Source organism: Oscillibacter hominis, from assembly GCF_014334055.1.
Classification (GTDB): domain Bacteria; phylum Bacillota; class Clostridia; order Oscillospirales; family Oscillospiraceae; genus Oscillibacter; species Oscillibacter hominis.
The window spans coordinates 1,656,339-1,671,932 of the sequence record NZ_CP060490.1 but is presented as its reverse complement, the minus strand read 5'-3'; the positions used below and the strand labels follow the sequence as shown (position 1 = coordinate 1,671,932).

At 60.1% G+C, this 15,594-nt stretch carries 13 protein-coding genes; 10 read left to right on the top strand and 3 right to left on the bottom strand.

Annotated elements, in window-relative coordinates:
* Window positions 1–95: 95 nt before the first annotated feature.
* From H8790_RS08370 to H8790_RS08355, 4 genes are read left to right on the top strand one after another with little or no spacing between them, the layout of a single operon-like run.
* On the top strand, window positions 96–1,622 hold the full coding sequence (locus H8790_RS08370) for an ABC transporter ATP-binding protein (protein ID WP_187332094.1): 1,527 nt from the start codon (window positions 96–98) through the stop codon (window positions 1,620–1,622).
* A complete protein-coding gene (locus H8790_RS08365) occupies window positions 1,619–2,656 on the top strand; it encodes an ABC transporter permease (RefSeq protein ID WP_243208462.1) in 1,038 nt (345 codons plus the stop codon). Before H8790_RS08370 ends, H8790_RS08365 begins: the two co-directional genes overlap by 4 nt.
* Window positions 2,653–3,591, top strand: a complete 939-nt coding sequence (locus tag H8790_RS08360; RefSeq protein ID WP_187332093.1) for an ABC transporter permease — start codon at window positions 2,653–2,655, stop codon at window positions 3,589–3,591. Before H8790_RS08365 ends, H8790_RS08360 begins: the two co-directional genes overlap by 4 nt.
* 23 nt (window positions 3,592–3,614) lie before the next feature.
* Window positions 3,615–4,922, top strand: a complete 1,308-nt coding sequence (locus tag H8790_RS08355) for an amidohydrolase family protein (RefSeq protein WP_187332092.1) — start codon at window positions 3,615–3,617, stop codon at window positions 4,920–4,922.
* Between the two features lie 58 nt (window positions 4,923–4,980).
* Here the strand turns inward: H8790_RS08355 and metA are convergent, their stop codons facing one another.
* A complete protein-coding gene (metA, locus tag H8790_RS08350) occupies window positions 4,981–5,898 on the bottom strand; it encodes a homoserine O-acetyltransferase MetA (protein ID WP_187332091.1) in 918 nt (305 codons plus the stop codon).
* A gap of 13 nt (window positions 5,899–5,911) precedes the next feature.
* Window positions 5,912–7,195, bottom strand: a complete 1,284-nt coding sequence (locus tag H8790_RS08345; RefSeq protein ID WP_187332090.1) for an O-acetylhomoserine aminocarboxypropyltransferase/cysteine synthase family protein — start codon at window positions 7,193–7,195, stop codon at window positions 5,912–5,914.
* Window positions 7,196–7,866: 671 nt separating this feature from the next.
* On the opposite strand from H8790_RS08345, the gene argC reads away from it, so the two are divergent.
* Genes argC through H8790_RS08325 form a run of 4 tightly spaced genes read left to right on the top strand, consistent with a single transcriptional unit; the run spans window position 7,867 to window position 12,075 of the window.
* Window positions 7,867–8,799 (top strand): N-acetyl-gamma-glutamyl-phosphate reductase, encoded by a 933-nt coding sequence (gene argC, locus H8790_RS08340; RefSeq protein WP_187332089.1) that lies wholly within the window; start codon window positions 7,867–7,869, stop codon window positions 8,797–8,799.
* 15 nt (window positions 8,800–8,814) lie between these two features.
* Window positions 8,815–10,026, top strand: coding sequence for a bifunctional glutamate N-acetyltransferase/amino-acid acetyltransferase ArgJ (gene argJ / locus H8790_RS08335; protein WP_187332088.1), 1,212 nt, complete (start codon window positions 8,815–8,817; stop codon window positions 10,024–10,026).
* A gap of 17 nt (window positions 10,027–10,043) precedes the next feature.
* Entirely contained in the window at window positions 10,044–10,931 is an 888-nt protein-coding gene (gene argB, locus H8790_RS08330) for an acetylglutamate kinase (RefSeq protein ID WP_187332087.1), read from the top strand.
* Window positions 10,912–12,075 (top strand): acetylornithine/succinylornithine family transaminase, encoded by a 1,164-nt coding sequence (locus H8790_RS08325; protein WP_187332086.1) that lies wholly within the window; start codon window positions 10,912–10,914, stop codon window positions 12,073–12,075. The genes argB and H8790_RS08325 overlap by 20 nt, the downstream gene beginning before the upstream one ends.
* Window positions 12,076–12,171: 96 nt before the next feature.
* Here H8790_RS08325 and H8790_RS08320 read toward each other — a convergent pair whose 3' ends face one another.
* Complete coding sequence (locus tag H8790_RS08320; protein WP_187332085.1) at window positions 12,172–13,044, bottom strand: MurR/RpiR family transcriptional regulator; 873 nt, start codon at window positions 13,042–13,044, stop codon at window positions 12,172–12,174.
* 377 nt (window positions 13,045–13,421) lie between these two features.
* On the opposite strand from H8790_RS08320, the gene H8790_RS08315 reads away from it, so the two are divergent.
* Together H8790_RS08315 and H8790_RS08310 are read left to right on the top strand one after the other, a co-directional pair.
* Window positions 13,422–14,513, top strand: a complete 1,092-nt coding sequence (locus tag H8790_RS08315) for an NAD/NADP-dependent octopine/nopaline dehydrogenase family protein (RefSeq protein WP_187332084.1) — start codon at window positions 13,422–13,424, stop codon at window positions 14,511–14,513.
* 24 nt (window positions 14,514–14,537) lie between these two features.
* Window positions 14,538–15,557: an ornithine cyclodeaminase family protein gene (locus tag H8790_RS08310; RefSeq protein WP_187332083.1), complete on the top strand. Its 1,020-nt coding sequence runs from the start codon at window positions 14,538–14,540 to the stop codon at window positions 15,555–15,557.
* Window positions 15,558–15,594: the final 37 nt, after the last annotated feature.

Sequence of the window (15,594 nt, the reverse complement as noted above, 5' to 3'; positions counted from 1 at the left end):
AGGCAACATGCAGGCCTCTTTGCCCCGCGGATCGCAGCGGAGAGGCCTGCATGTTGGCGCGCCTGCGCCAAGCGGAAAAGAAGGGCTGTAAAAGTATGGAATTGCTGAAGATGAAGGGCATCACCAAGGAGTTTCCCGGTGTGATCGCCAATGCGGACGTGGATTTGACCGTGGAGGAAGGGCAGATCCACGCCTTGTTAGGAGAAAACGGCGCGGGTAAGACCACGCTGATGAACATCCTGTTCGGGCTGTACCAGGCGGACCGGGGGGAGATTTTCTGGAAAGGGGAGCCGGTGCGGTTCCGCACGCCGGGGGAGGCCATCCTACACGGAATCGGCATGGTGCACCAGCACTTCATGCTGGTGCAGAACATGACGGTGCTGCAGAACATCGTCCTGGGCCTCAAGCCGGAGGGGTACCCCTTCCTGGATACAAAGAAGATCGCGGCTCAGCTCAGCGAGGTATCCCAGCGCTATGGACTGATCGTGGATGTGAACAAGAAGATCGAACAGCTGTCCGTGGGCGAGCAGCAGCGGGTGGAGATTCTCAAGGCCCTCTACCGGAACGCCAAGCTCCTGGTGCTGGACGAGCCCACCGCCGTGCTGACCCCGCAGGAGGCCCGGGAGCTGTTCGCCATTTTGCGCTCATTGAAGGCGGACGGCCACAGCATCATCCTGATCTCCCACCACCTGGCGGAGATTATGGAGGTCAGCGACCGAATCACGGTGCTGCGGGACGGGCGGAACGTGGCCACGGTGGAGACCGGCGCGTGCACCGAGTCCCAGCTTTCCCAGATGATGATCGGCCGTGAGCTCCACACGGACACGGTGGAGCGGACGGCTATGGAGCCGGGGGAGGCCACGCTGAACATCCGCGGCCTGACCCTCTCCGGCAGCCGGGGCACGCCTCTTTTGGACGGCATTGACCTGGAGGTGCGCCGGGGAGAGATCGTAGGCGTGGCCGGTGTGGACGGCAACGGCCAGGGCTACCTGGCGGAGGCCATCTGCGGCATCCGCCGTCAGAGCGGCGGCTCCATCCTCTACCAGGGAAAGGACATCACAAGGGCCGGCATCCGGGAGCGCTTCCGCATGGGCATCTCCTATATTCCCGACGACCGCCACCGGGATGGCCTGGTGCTGGACGCCGACGTAAAGGACAATTTGCTGCTGCGCAGCTATTATGCGGCGCCAAACGCAAAGCACGGCATCTTCCAGCGCCGCCAGATTGAATCCTCCACCGCCGCCGCCATGGAGAAGTACGACGTCCGCGCCCCGGGCCTCTCCGCCCGGGTGGGCAACCTCTCCGGCGGCAACCAGCAGAAGATCATCCTGGCCCGGGAGATCGGCGTGGAGCCGCAGCTGCTCATCGCCATGCAGCCCACCCGGGGACTGGACATCGGCGCCTCGGAGTATGTCCATGAGCAGCTGATCGCCTGCCGCAACAGCGGCAAAAGCGTGCTGCTGATCTCCACGGACCTGGAGGAGATCATGAAGATGTCTGACCGCATTGCCGTGATTTTTTCCGGCAAAATCATGGGCGTTCTGGAAAACACGCCGGATCTGAGCGTGGAGACCATCGGCCTTTTGATGGGCGGACACAAGCTGGAGGAGGTGCACGCGTGAAAAAGAAACTGCTGCGTTTGGGGATGCAGACGGCGGCGGTGCTGGTGGTTGCAGTGCTGCTGATCCTGGTCGCCGGGGCGGACCCTGTGGAGGCCGGCTACTATTTTATCTACGGCATCTTTGGAAGCCTCAACGGCTTCGCAGAGATTATGGTCAAGGCCACGCCGCTGATTTTTGTGGGACTGGGCGTGTCCGTGGCGTTCAGCACAGGCTTTTTCAACATCGGCGGCGAGGGCCAGCTCTATATGGGCGCCTTGGTCTCCGCCATCATCGCTCTGTGGCTGCCCGCCCCCGGGGTGGTGCGGGTGATCTTGTCCATCGTCGCCTCTTTTGTGGCCGGCGGCATCTGGGCCTTCATCCCCGCCTTTCTTAAAAACCGCATGGGCATCTCCGAGACGGTAAACACCATCATGTTCAACTACATTGCCACCATGATTTTGGGCATCGCCATCCGGGGCTTCCTTCAGGACCCCTCGGACAACCTGCCCCAGAGCGCCCGCATCGGCGTGGAGGCATCCCTGCCCGCCCTGCTGCCGCCCACCCGGCTGCACCTGGGTTTTGTCATCGCCGTTGCATGCGCGCTGCTGCTCTGGTTCATCATGCGGCGCACCACGCTGGGCTTTGAGCTGCGCATCAGCGGCAGCAACCGGCGCAGCGCCTTCTGCACCGGCATCCCCGTTCAAAGGAGCCTGCTGCTGGCCGCGGTCATCAGCGGCGGATTGGCCGGCATGGCTGGCATGAGCGAGCTTTTGGGCGTGCAGCGCCGCCTCCTTGAAAACCTCTCCGGCGGAAACGGCTACACCGCCATTTTGGTTGCTCTGCTGGCCCGGAACCACCCGCTGGCGGTGGTGGCCGTGTCCATCGGATTTGCCGCGCTGCAGGTGGGCGCCAACACCATGCAGCGCCAGATGGGCATCCCGGCGTCCATCGTCTCCATCCTCACGGGCTTCATCGTGGTGATGATCCTCAGCAAGGAGTTTGTCAAGATCTACCGGGAACACAAGCGGCAGAAAGTGAGTGTGGAACAGGCATGAGTGAATTTTTGACCATTGGTTTTCTGACCACCTTCCTCTCCGCCGCCGTCCGCACCGCCATGCCGCTGATGTGCGCGGCCATTGGCGAGGATGTGTCGGAAAAGGCGGGCCTCATCAACGTGGGCATCGAGGCCGTTATGATCGGCGGCGCGTTTTTCGGTTTTGCCGGCGCCTATCTCACCGACAGCCTGCTGATCGGCTTCCTTTGCGGCATGCTGGGCGGGCTCGTGTTCAGCATGCTCCACGCATTCCTCTCCATTTACATGCGCCAGGACCAGAACGTGGCGGGCGTGGCGCTGAACCTGCTGGCCACCGGCATCACCAGCTATCTTTTCATGCTGCTGGTCAACGCCTACGGCATTCCCCAGATCCACACCCTCTCCAGCATCCCCATTCCAGGGCTGTGCAAGATCCCGCTCATCGGCGAGGCATTGTTCAACAAGGACATCGTCACCTACATTGTGTTTCTCCTGATCATCGCCATGATCGTTTTCTTCCGGCGCACCGTGTGGGGCATGTCCCTTTGCTCCATCGGCGAAAACCCCCGGGCGGCGGATACGGTGGGGCTTCCCGTCTACCGCATCCAGTACGCCGCCGCGGCCTTCAACGGCATCATGGGCGGCCTGGGCGGCGCCTATCTTCTGTTAGGCCAGTTAGGCGTGTTCTATGAGAACATCACCGCCGGGCGGGGCTACATCGCCCTGGCCGTGGTGGTATTCGGTAAGCGCAACCCTCTGGGCATCTTCCTTGCGTCCCTCTTTTTCGGTGCGGCGGACGCGCTGCAGTTCCGCATGCAGGCCCTTGGCATCACGCTGCCCACCCAGCTTTTCACCGGCCTGCCCTATCTCCTGACCGCCCTTTCGCTGCTCCTCGTGGCAAAGCGCAACTCCGATCCCGCGGCCCTTGGCAAGCCCTATATCCGTACCTCCCGATAACTGAGATGGAAAGGAAGCTTCAGATGAACAACAATTTGTTTGCCCTCAAGGGCGCCATCATCCACACCCCCGATCCCAAGCGCTTCACCATTGTCGACGACGGCTACCTGGTCTGTCAGAACGGACTGGTGCAGGGCGTTTACGAAAAGCTGCCCGAGGAGTTCCAGGGGATCCCGGTGCGGGACTACACCGGCAAGCTGATCATCCCCGGCATGGCGGACATGCACATCCACGCGCCCCAGTACGGGTTCCGGGGCCTGGGCATGGATTTGGATTTGGACAGCGTGTGGAACACTTGGTTTGAGACCTACTCCCTGCCGGAGGAGAGCCATTACGCCGATCTGGGCTATGCCGACATGGCCTATGAAAAGTTTGTGGGCGACCTGCTGAAGACCACCACCACCCGGCTGTGCATTTTCGGCACCATCCACCGTCCCGCCACGGAGCTGCTGATGGACAAGCTGGCGGAGAAGGGCTTTGCTGCCTATGTGGGCAAGCTGAACATGGACCGCAACTCCATCGAGGGCCTCCAGGAGACCACGGAGGAGAGCCTGTCCGAGACCCGGAAGTGGCTGGAGGAAACGGTGAACCGCCACCCCTATGTCAAGCCCATGGTCACGCCCCGCTACACGCCCTCCTGTACCGACGCGTGCATGGAAGGGCTGCAAAAACTGGTGGAAGAGTTCAACGTGCCTGTTCAGTCCCATCTGTCCGAGGGGCTGGATGAGATCGAGTGGGTGAAGGAACTCAAGCCGGAGATTGAATTCTATGGACAGGCCTACGATATGTACGGCATGCTGGGCGGCGGTGTGCCCACCGTGATGGCCCACTGCGTCTACCCCACGGACGCGGAGTTTGAGATGATGAGCCAGCGGAAGAACCTGTGGGTGGCACACTGCCCCCAGTCCAACCTCCACTCCAGCGGCTCCGGCGCGCCCATCCGCCGCTATCTGGAGGCCGGCGTCCATGTGGGCATCGGCTGCGACATGGCCGGCGCCAATACGCTGAACCTGTTCCGTGCCATCGCCGACGCCACCACCGCCTCCAAGGTCTACTGGGCCGCCAATGAGCGGAGGGGCGATCCCTTTGCCCAGAAGACCTATCTCTCCTTGTCTGAGGCGTTCTACATCGCCACCAAGGGCGGCGCCTCTTTCTGGGGCAAGGCTGGCAGCTTTGAAGAGGGGAGCCTCTTCGACGCGGTGGTCATCGACGATTCCTCCCTGGCGGACTTTAACCAGCGTTCCGTCCGCCAGCGCCTGGAGCGGGTGATCCAGCAGTCCGACGACCGCCATGTGGCCGCCAAGTTCATCAACGGCCGCCAGGTGCTGTAAGCAAACCAATCAATCAAAAAGGCCTGGCCGGAGCATTGCTCCGGCCAGGCCTTTTTGATTACTGCATCGCGGAGAGGTCGTAGGGCGTGGTCTGATAGACAAAATAGTTGAGCCAGTTGGAGTAAAACAGGTTGGCGCAGGAGCGCCAGTTCACCACCGGCGTACGGGCGGTATCATCCTGGGGAAAGTAGTGCCGGGGCAGCTGGATGGGCACTCCGGCGGCCACGTCCCGCAGATACTCCCGCTTCAGCGTGTCTCGGTCGTATTCCGAGTGGCCCATGACGAAAATCTGCCGGCCCTGGTCGGTCTTGACAGCATAGATTCCCGCCTCCGGGGAGGAGGCCAGGACCTTGAGCTCGGGGACCTGCTCCACGTCCTCCCGGAGCACCGTGGTGTTGCGGGAGTGGGGGACCCAAAACTGGTCGTCAAATCCCCGGAAGAGGATGAAGTTGGGGTCCTCCACCGTGTGTAGGAACACGCCGAACAGTTTTTGCGGCAGCGGGATCTTGGGTATGCCGTAGTGGTAGTAGAGCCCCGCCTGGGCGCCCCAGCAGATGTGGAGCGTGGAGTGGACGTGGGTCTTGCTCCACTCCATGATGGTGCAGAGCTCCGGCCAGTAATCCACCTCTTCAAAGGCCAGGTTCTCCACTGGCGCGCCGGTGATGATCAGGCCGTCGAAATTGCGGTGCTTCACCTCGTCAAAGGACTTATAAAAGGCCAGCATATGCTGCTCCGAGGTGTTTTTGGACACATGGCCGGATGGGGCGATCAGCTCCAGCTGGATTTGAAGGGGTGTGTTGCCCAGCACACGGGCCAGCTGGGTCTCCGTGTCCACCTTGGTGGGCATCAGGTTCAAAAGCAGAATTTCCAGCGGGCGGATGTCCTGGGTCATGGCCCGGGTCTCCGTCATGACGAAGATGTTTTCGCCGGTCAGTGTGGCTGTGGCAGGCAGCTGGTTGGGAATCCGGATGGGCATGGCTCTTCTCCTTTTACCGCACGGCGTCCAGGGCCTGGGCGATGTCGGCGATCAGGTCCCGGGCACTTTCCAGGCCGCAGGACATGCGCACCAGCCCGGCGGGAATGCCCGCCTGAAGGAGCTGCTCGTCGGTCATCTGGCGGTGGGTGGAGGTGGCGGGATTCAGGCAGCAGGTGCGTGCGTCGGCCACATGGGTTTCAATGGCGGCCAGCTTCAGCTCCTTCATGAAGGCGGCAGCAGCCTCGCGGCCTCCGCGGAGCTCAAAGGACACCACGCCGCAGGAGCCGTTGGGCAGATACTTCCGGGCGATGTCGTAGTACTTGTCGCCGGGAAGGCCGCAGTAGCTGACGGAGGCTACCTTGGGATGGCCGGCCAAAAACTCCGCCACTGCCTGGCCGTTTTCACAGTGACGGGCCATGCGCACGTGGAGGCTCTCAAGGCCCAGGTTGAGATAAAATGCGTTCTGGGGGGACTGGGTGGAGCCAAAGTCCCGCATCAGCTGGGCGGTGCACTTGGTGATGAAGGCGCCCTCCCTGCCGAACTTCTCCGCATAGGTGATGCCGTGGTAGCTCTCGTCGGGCGTGCACAGCCCGGGGAACTTCTCCGCGTGGGCCATCCAGTCGAAGGCGCCGCTGTCCACAATGGCGCCGCCCACCGCCGCGCCGTGGCCATCCATATACTTGGTGGTGGAGTGGGTGACGATGTCCGCGCCCCACTCAAAGGGCCGGCAGTTGACGGGAGTGGCAAAGGTGTTGTCCACGATCAGCGGTACGCCGTGGGCGTGGGCGGCGGCGGCAAACCGCTCGATATCCAGCACCGTCAGGGCCGGATTGGCAATGGTCTCGCCGAACACACACTTGGTGTTGGGCCGGAAGGCCTTCTCCAGCTCCTCCTCTGAGGCGTCGGGGGAGACAAAGGTCACGTCGACGCCCATTTTTGCCATGGTGACGGAGATCAGGTTGAAGGTGCCGCCATAGATGCTGGAGGAGGAGACGATGTGGTCGCCGCAGGAGGCGATGTTAAACAGGGCGAAGAAGTTGGCCGCCTGGCCGGAGGAGGTCAGCATGGCCGCGGTCCCACCCTCCAATTCCGCGATCTTGGCCGCAACAAAGTCGTTGGTGGGGTTTTGGAGCCGGGTGTAGAAATAGCCGCTGGCCTCCAGGTCAAAGAGCTTGCCCATGTCCTCGGAGGTGGCGTATTTGAAGGTGGTGCTCTGTACAATGGGGATCTGCCGGGGTTCACCGTTTCCGGGGGTGTAGCCCCCCTGGACGCATTTGGTTTCCAGATGATAGCTCATATGATTTGCTCCTTTCGCTGATTCAGCCGGCTTGCGGCAAATAAAAAAAGCTCCCGTCTCAAAGAAAGCTTTGAGACGGGAGCGTTCTCTGCACCCGCGGTACCACTCAAATTGCGGCCCATAGTCCGCCACCTTCAGGATCCAACAATCCCTTTGCACTGACGTAGCATACACGGAGAGGCCCTTACTGCTTTCGCGCTCGAACCCTCGGCTCAGAAGTCATAGGACATTGGCATGCTCCCCGCCGGACTCGCACCACCCGCCGGCTCTCTGAAGGCTTACATGCCGTCCCTCTTCCTCATTGCCTTTGTAAATTTGCTTCATTATACAAGGCGCCCTCCCGGAAGTCAAGGAGAAAATTTTGACGCAATCCACAGAAAACATACAGAAAACTATGAATGGTATACAAAAAACCTGCATACCAGCCGGAAAAACCACATCCAAGTTCCCCTGTCGGTGCCCCTTGGAGAGAGTAAAACAGGGAAAAGGTTGTGCAAATTGCCATAAATCGGGGCAAGTCTGCCGTCAACTTTGAGGGGTACGAATAAAAATACGAATATACACAGAAATTACCGTATTTTTATTGACTTTTTGCGAATAAGTAGTATGATTATTCATAAGAATTGGAATGGACGGGAAGTTCCCGCACATAGGTCAAAGGGGCGATCAGGATGGCAAAGGTATTTATTGACGGCAGGGCCGGCACCACCGGCCTTCGGATTTACGAGCGGCTGGAGAGCCGTGAGGACATTGAGCTGCTGACATTGTCAGAGGAGGAGCGAAAGGACGTCTCCTGCCGTGCCAGGATGCTCAACAGCTGCGACGTGGCTTTTTTGTGCCTGCCGGACGCGGCCTCTGTGGAAGCGGTGGGGCTGATTGAGCATGAGGGCGTGGTGGTGTTGGACACCTCCACCGCCCACCGTACGGCACCGGGCTGGGCCTACGGCTTCCCGGAGTTGGGCGGCTCCTTTGCCCGGGGTGTGGAGAAGGGGCGGCGGATCGCGGTTCCCGGCTGCCATGCCAGCGGTTTCATCGCCCTGGTGCAGCCATTGGTGGAAGCGGGGCTGATCCCGGCCTCTTCCCATCTGAGCTGCCACTCCATCACCGGCTATAGTGGAGGCGGCAAAAAGATGATCGCCCAGTATGAGGCGGATGGGCGGGATGCGCTGTTGGACGCGCCCCGCCAGTATGGGCTGACGCAGCAGCATAAGCATCTGAAAGAGATGCAGGCAGTGACGGGGCTGGACACTGCCCCCATCTTCTGCCCCATTGTGTCGGATTTTTACAGTGGAATGGTGGTGACGGTGCCCCTCTTTGCCCAGGACCTGGCGGCGGGGAAAACGGCGGCGGATGTGAAGGCCTGTTACCAGGCGAACTACACGGGGCCGGTGGTTCGCTACTGTCCGGCGGCGGACGAGGAGGGATTCCTCTCGGCGGGGGCCCTGACGGGCAAGGACTCCATGCAGATCACCGTCTGCGGAAACGACGAGCGTATGACGCTCATTGCCCGGTACGACAATTTGGGAAAAGGCGCTTCCGGCGCCGCGGTGGAATGCCTCAACCTGGTGTTGGGAGTAGACCCCACCTGCGGCCTGGAGCTTTGAGAAAGGAAGAGGACTATGGAACTCATCAGCGGAGGCATCTGCGCGGCCAAGGGCTTTACGGCCAACGGCGTACACTGCGGCATCCGGAAGAATCGGGCCAAGCGGGACCTGACATTGATCTACAGCGAGGTGGCGGCCAGCGCTGCGGCGGTCTACACCACCAACCTGGTCAAGGGGGCGCCCCTCTATGTGACGAAAAAGCACATCGCCGACGGCAAGGCCCAGGCCCTGATCTGCAACAGCGGCAATGCCAACACCTGCAACGCCGACGGCATTGAAGTGGCGGAGCAGATGAGCGTGCTGACGGCCCAGGCGCTGCACATCAAGCCGGAGGATGTGATCGTGGCCTCCACCGGCGTCATCGGCCAGCCTCTGGACATCACGCCCATCGCCGGCGGCATCCCCGGATTGGTGGAGGGGCTGGGCGACCACAGCGACTTGGCGGCAGAGGGCATTATGACCACCGATACCAAGCGCAAGGAGCTTGCAGTGAGCTTTCTTGCCGGGGGCAAGACCTGTAAGATCGGCGGCATCGCCAAGGGCTCCGGTATGATCCACCCCAATATGGCCACCATGCTGGTCTTCCTCACCACCGACTGCGCCATCAGCCCGGCCATGCTGCAAAAGGCGCTGTCCACTGATATCCAGAGCACCTTCAACATGGTCAGCGTGGACGGGGATACCTCCACCAACGACATGGTGACGGTGATGGCCAACGGCCTGGCCGGGAATCAGGAGATCACCTCCGAGGGCCCGGATTTTAACGCCTTCATGGAGGCGCTGAACACCCTGACCGTGTATTTGTGCCGCTGCATTGCCGCCGACGGCGAGGGGGCCACCAAGCTGCTGGAGTGCAAGGTCTCCGGCGCCAAGAGCGAATCTGTCGCCAAGGTGGTGGCCAAGGGGGTGATCTGCTCCTCCCTGACCAAGGCCGCCATGTTCGGCGCCGACGCCAACTGGGGCCGCGTCCTCTGCGCCATCGGCTACAGCGGTGCGGATGTGGACGTTGCAAAGGTGGAGGTCAGCTTCTCCTCACCCAAGGGCGAGGTCCTGGTGTGCAAAGACGGGGCTGGAGTGGACTTCTCCGAGGAAACCGCCAAGGAGATTCTGTTGGAGAGTGAGATCGACATCCTCATTGACCTCCACGACGGCGAGAGCACCGCCACGGCCTGGGGCTGCGACCTCACCTACGACTATGTGAAGATCAACGGCGATTATCGCACCTGATCCGGGAGGGAAACGACATGTCAGTCAATCTTACCAATTCCCAGCGGGCGGAGGTCCTGACCCAGGCCCTGCCCTATATTCAGAAGTACTACAATAAAGTGGTGGTCATCAAATACGGCGGAAACGCCATGGTCAATGAAATCCTGAAGCAGCAGGTGATGGAGGACATTGTCCTGTTGTCCCTCATCGGCGTCAAGGTGGTGCTGGTCCACGGCGGCGGCCCGGAGATCACGGATATGCTCCAGCGGGTGGGCAAGGAGAGCCGCTTTGTGGACGGATTGCGGGTCACGGACAAAGAGACGGCGGAGATCGTCCAGATGGTGCTGGCGGGCAAGATCAACAAGAGCCTGGTCAACTACCTGGAGGCCAAGGGCGGCGTGGCCATCGGCCTCTCCGGCATCGACGGGCACCTGATTGAGGCCCAAATGAAGGATGACCGCCTGGGCTATGTGGGGAAAATCACCGCAGTGAACATCAACCCCATCACGGACCTTCTGGAGAAGGGGTACATCCCCGTGGTATCCACCGTGGGCTGCGATATGGAAGGCAATGTCTACAACATCAATGCGGACACCGCCGCAGCCTACATCGCGGGGGCCATGGGGGCGGAGCGGCTGATCACCATGACGGACATCGCGGGAATTCTGGCGGACAAGGACGACCCGGATTCCCTGATCCCCTGCATCGACATCAATGACGCGGTGGAGCTCTTCCGCAGCGGCGTGATCTCCGGAGGAATGATCCCCAAGGTGGAGTGCTGCATCGAGGCCATCAACCACGGGGTGAAAAAAGTGATTATCCTGGACGGGCGGGTGCCCCATGCGATCCTGATTGAAATGCTGACCGACGAAGGCGCCGGAACTATGGTTGTGGAGGACAAGAACAATGAACGTCAAAGAGCTTGACCAGACCTATGTGGCAAATACCTATCACCGCTTCCCGCTCCAGATCGTCAGGGGCAAGGGCTCGGTGGTGGAGGATGAGAACGGCAAGCAGTACATCGACCTGGGCACCGGCATCGGCGTCAACAACTTCGGCATCGGCGACGAGGCGTGGAAGCAGGCGGTCATCGACCAGATGAACAAATTCCAGCATACCTCCAACCTCTACTATACGGAGCCCTGCGTCACCCTGGCCCGGATGCTCTGCGAGCGGACGGGGATGAAGAAGGTGTTCTTCTCCAACTCCGGCGCGGAGGCCAATGAGTGCGCCATCAAGGCCGCCCGGAAATACGCCGCCGACCACAAGGGGCCGGAGTACCATACCATCGTCACCCTGACCAGCAGCTTCCACGGCAGGACCATCACCACCTTGGCCGCCACAGGCCAGGATGAGCTCCACCAGCAGTTTCAGCCTCTCACCCCGGGCTTTGTGTACGCCAAAACCAACGACCTAAAGGACCTGGAGCAGAAGGTGGCGGAAAACAAGGTGGCCGGCATCCTTTTTGAGTGTGTCCAGGGCGAGGGCGGCGTCAATGCATTGGACGCGGAGTTTATTGCCGGCATCGCTGACCTCTGCGCCAAAGAGGACCTCCTCATGATGGTGGATGAGGTGCAGTTGGGCAACGGCCGCAGCGGACAGCTTTACGGCTACATGAACTTCGGCCTGAAGCCGGACATCGTGTCCACGGCCAAGGGACTCTGCGGTGGCCTGCCCCTGGGCGCCACGCTGTTGGGGGAGAAGCTGCAGGACACCCTCACCGCCGGCACCCACGGCTCCACCTTCGGCGGCAACCCCATCTGCTGCGCCGGTGCCATCTCCACCATCAGCCGCATTGACGAAAAGCTCCTTGCCGAGGTGCGGGAGAAGTCCGCCTACATCAAAGAGACGCTGACAGGGAAGAAGGGCATCCTGGGCGTCAGCGGCATGGGGCTGATGCTGGGCGTGGCCACGGAAAAGAGCGCGGCCGAAGTGATTGCCGCCTGTATGGAAAAGGGCGTTCTGGTGCTCAATGCCCATGGCAAGGTTCGGCTGCTGCCGGCGCTGACCATTCCCATGGAGCAGCTGAAGCAGGCCATCGACATTTTGGTGGAGGTCTGCGGCGCATAACAATCGAAAAATGCCCGCCTGTTCAGAAGGCGGGCATTTTCTTAGACGGCCAAAAAGAGGCCCGGTTCTACGGAACCGGGCCTCTTTTTTTGATGTTCAGAGCGTGCCGTCGTGCATGTCGTAGGACAAGAAGGAGTTGAACTCCTTGAAGGCGTCCTCCAGACAGTGGAGGTGCTGGGTGGTCTCCTCCTTGCGTCGCTTGGCGGAAGCTGTAATGATTGCGTCGATCAGCGCCGCGCAGGCCACGTAGGAACCCTGGTAGCTGAAGGACTTGGTCTCACAAATGAAGGCGATGTCCGCCAGCCCATAGGCCGGGCTGGTGGTGGAATCGGTGATGGCGGCGCAGGGCACCTTCCGGGTGGAGAGGTACTGCAGGGCCTTGACGGTGTTGGTGGAGTAGCGGGAGAAGGTGACGGCGATGAACAAATCGTCCGGGGTGACCTGGCACAGCTGGTCCACAAAGTGGCCGTTGTTGGGGAAGGTAAATACCTTGCGGTTTTGCACCCGCAGGCTGGAGGCCAGGTATTCCGCCTGCATGGAGGCGGTCCGCAGGCCCAGGACATAAATCTGATTCGCCTTGTCCAGGGCATCCAAAAAGCGGTCAAAATTCTCGTGGTTGATGGGGTTGCTGAGCGTGGTCTCCAGATTGCCCACGTCACAGGCCAGCACCTGCTCCAGCGTGTTGTTGCCGGTCATGGTGTCCAACTGCTGTTCCAGCTTGTTGTACATGGTGACCTCCGATTGGACGTGGTCGGCCAGCATCTTCTTAAAGCTGGAATAGCCGTCAAATCCCTGCTGGATGCAGAACTTGATGATGGTGGTATCGCTGACCCCGATGGCCCGCGCCAGGCTGGTGACGGACATAAAGGGGATGTCCATATAGTGGGTCAGAACGTATTCCGCCACAGCCCGCTGGGCCTGGGGAAGGTCCTGGCTGGACTGTTGGATCTGTTTCAATAGCTTTTGCACGGACATCCCTCCCAAAAGGGTAAGAGAACCTCTTACTCCCTTAAAAAGTTTTATTTCTGTTGGTCATTTTAGACCTTTTTCAACGCAATGGCAAGAAAAAATAAAATAATCCTTGCGAATAAAATGGAAAAAAATAACTTAATTTGGCAGATAAACAAGAAAACTTATCTTATTCTCTGTTTTTACCAAAGAAACGCATAGAAAATCTACAATCGGAATAAAAATAATATTGAAAATTATATTGAAAAATATAATTATTTCGATATAATAGAAATAACAATAATTTTCTTCTAAATGAAGTGTACAAGAACGATAAATATTGTGGAAGAGCTTCGGACCCAGATGATTTCAAATTGAAAATAGAAGGAGCGCGTTTCATGAGTACAGCAGTAGCAGTGATCGGAGCTGGAAACGGCGGAACCGCCATAGCGGCCCACATTGCCAGCCAGGGTGGGCAGGTGCGCCTGTGTGATTTGTTCCCTGAGTTTTTGGAGGGGATTCAGAAAAGCGGGGGCATTGAGCTCAATTGTGAGGGAATGACCCGGAAGGTGACTCCGGCGTTGGTCACCTCAGACGTAAAGGCGGCCCTCAGCGGCGCGAAGCTTGTGATGGTGGTCACCCCGGCCTTCACCCATAAGATGATCGCCAAGGCCTGCGCCGACTCTCTGGAGGACGGCCAGATCGTGGTGCTGAACCCGGGCAGGACCGCGGGGGCGCTGGAGTTTTTGGAGACCGTCCGAGCCTGTGGCTGCAAGAAGGACATCATCGTCTCCGAGACCCAGACACTGATCTACTCCTGCCGGAAGACCGGGCCGGCCTCGGTACATATTTACGGCGTAAAGACCTCAGTGGATATCAGTTCCTTCCCGGGCAACCGCATTCAGGAGGTTCTGGATGTGTTGGCGCCCTTCTATCCCCAGTTCACCCCGGCCCAGAGCGTATTGGGCACCAGCCTGGCCAACATTGGCAGCATGTTCCATCCCACGCCCGTGCTGCTGAACATTGGACGGATTGAAAACGATCCCCGGGGCTACCGCTATTATTGGGACGGCATCACCCCTTCCGTGGCTGGCCTGATCGAACAATTGGACGCCGAGCGCGTGGCGGTGGGCAGGGCCTACGGCGTTGAGCTTCTCTCCGCCAAGGAGTGGCTGGTGCGCAGTTACGACACCCACGGAGACACGCTGTATGAGCGGATTCAGAATAACGACGCCTACGGCGACATCATGGCTCCCAAGACCATCCAGGCCCGCTACATGACGGAGGATGTGCCCAACGGACTGGTTCCCATCGCGGCGCTGGGCCACGCGGCCGGGGTGGAGACGCCCAACATCGACGCGGTGATCACCCTGGCCTGCAGCATCTACGGCAAGGACTTCCGTACGGAGGGCCGTTCTCTCAAGAACCTGGGCCTGGAGGGGCTGAGCAGGGATGAGATCATCGAGTACTTCAAAACCGGCGTAAAATAAAAATTTTTATATGAGGTGGTAAAAATGAAACACGATATCCTGTTCATGAACGACGCAGTCGTCAACTCCCTGGTGGCCAATGACATGGGCCTTGTGATGGAGGACGTGGAAAAGTGCCTGTCCATCTTTGACAAGGGCGATGTGATCAACCCCACCAAGTGCGTGATGCGCTGGGGCAAGACGCCGGAGGACGAGAATGTCTACGGCCGCATCAACGCCATGCCCGGTTATGTGGGCGGCGACGTCAATATGGCCGGCATCAAGTGGATCGGCAGCGGCCCCCAGAACTATAAGAAGGGCCTGCCCCGCGCCAGCGTCACCGTCATCCTCAACGATCCCGACACCAAGCTGCCCCTGGCCGTCTCCGACGCCACCACCGTGAGCGCCAAGCGCACCGGCGCGGCCGGCGGCCTGGCCATCAAGTATCTGGCCCGCAAGGACGTGAAGACCGTCCTGATCTGCGGCGCCGGCGCCCAGGGCCGCACTCAGCTGGAGGCCGCCCTGCTGGTGCGCCCCGGCATCGAGCAGGTTTACATCTACGACCTGTTCCTGGACCGCGCCCAGGCCTTTGCCGATGAGATGTCCGCTAAGTTCGGCGTCAAGGTGACTGCCACCGAGACCGTGGAGCCCGCCGCCCGGGAGGCCGATGTCATCATCACCGTCACATTGGCCAACGAGCCCTTTGTGGAGGCCGAATGGCTGAAGAAGGGCTGCCTGATGGTTCAGATGGCCGACTACGAGGTGACCTATGACTGCGTGCGCAAGGCCAGCAAGATCGTCTGCGACACTTGGGACGGCATCAAGCACCGCATGATCAGCCCCATCGCCCTGATGTACAGCCAGGGCCTTCTGAAGGACGAGGACATCTATTCTGAATTGGGCGGCATCATCAACGGCAAAAAGCCCGGCCGCGAGAACGACGACGAGATCATCTACTTCAACGCCGTGGGCATGGGCATCGAGGACCTGTGCGTGGTTGCCCACGCCTATAAGCTGGCCGTGGAGCAGAACAAGGGCGTCCAGGTCAACTACTGGGAGAAATAAGAGGGCGCCATCCTTTTATACTTACAAGCAAGGCATT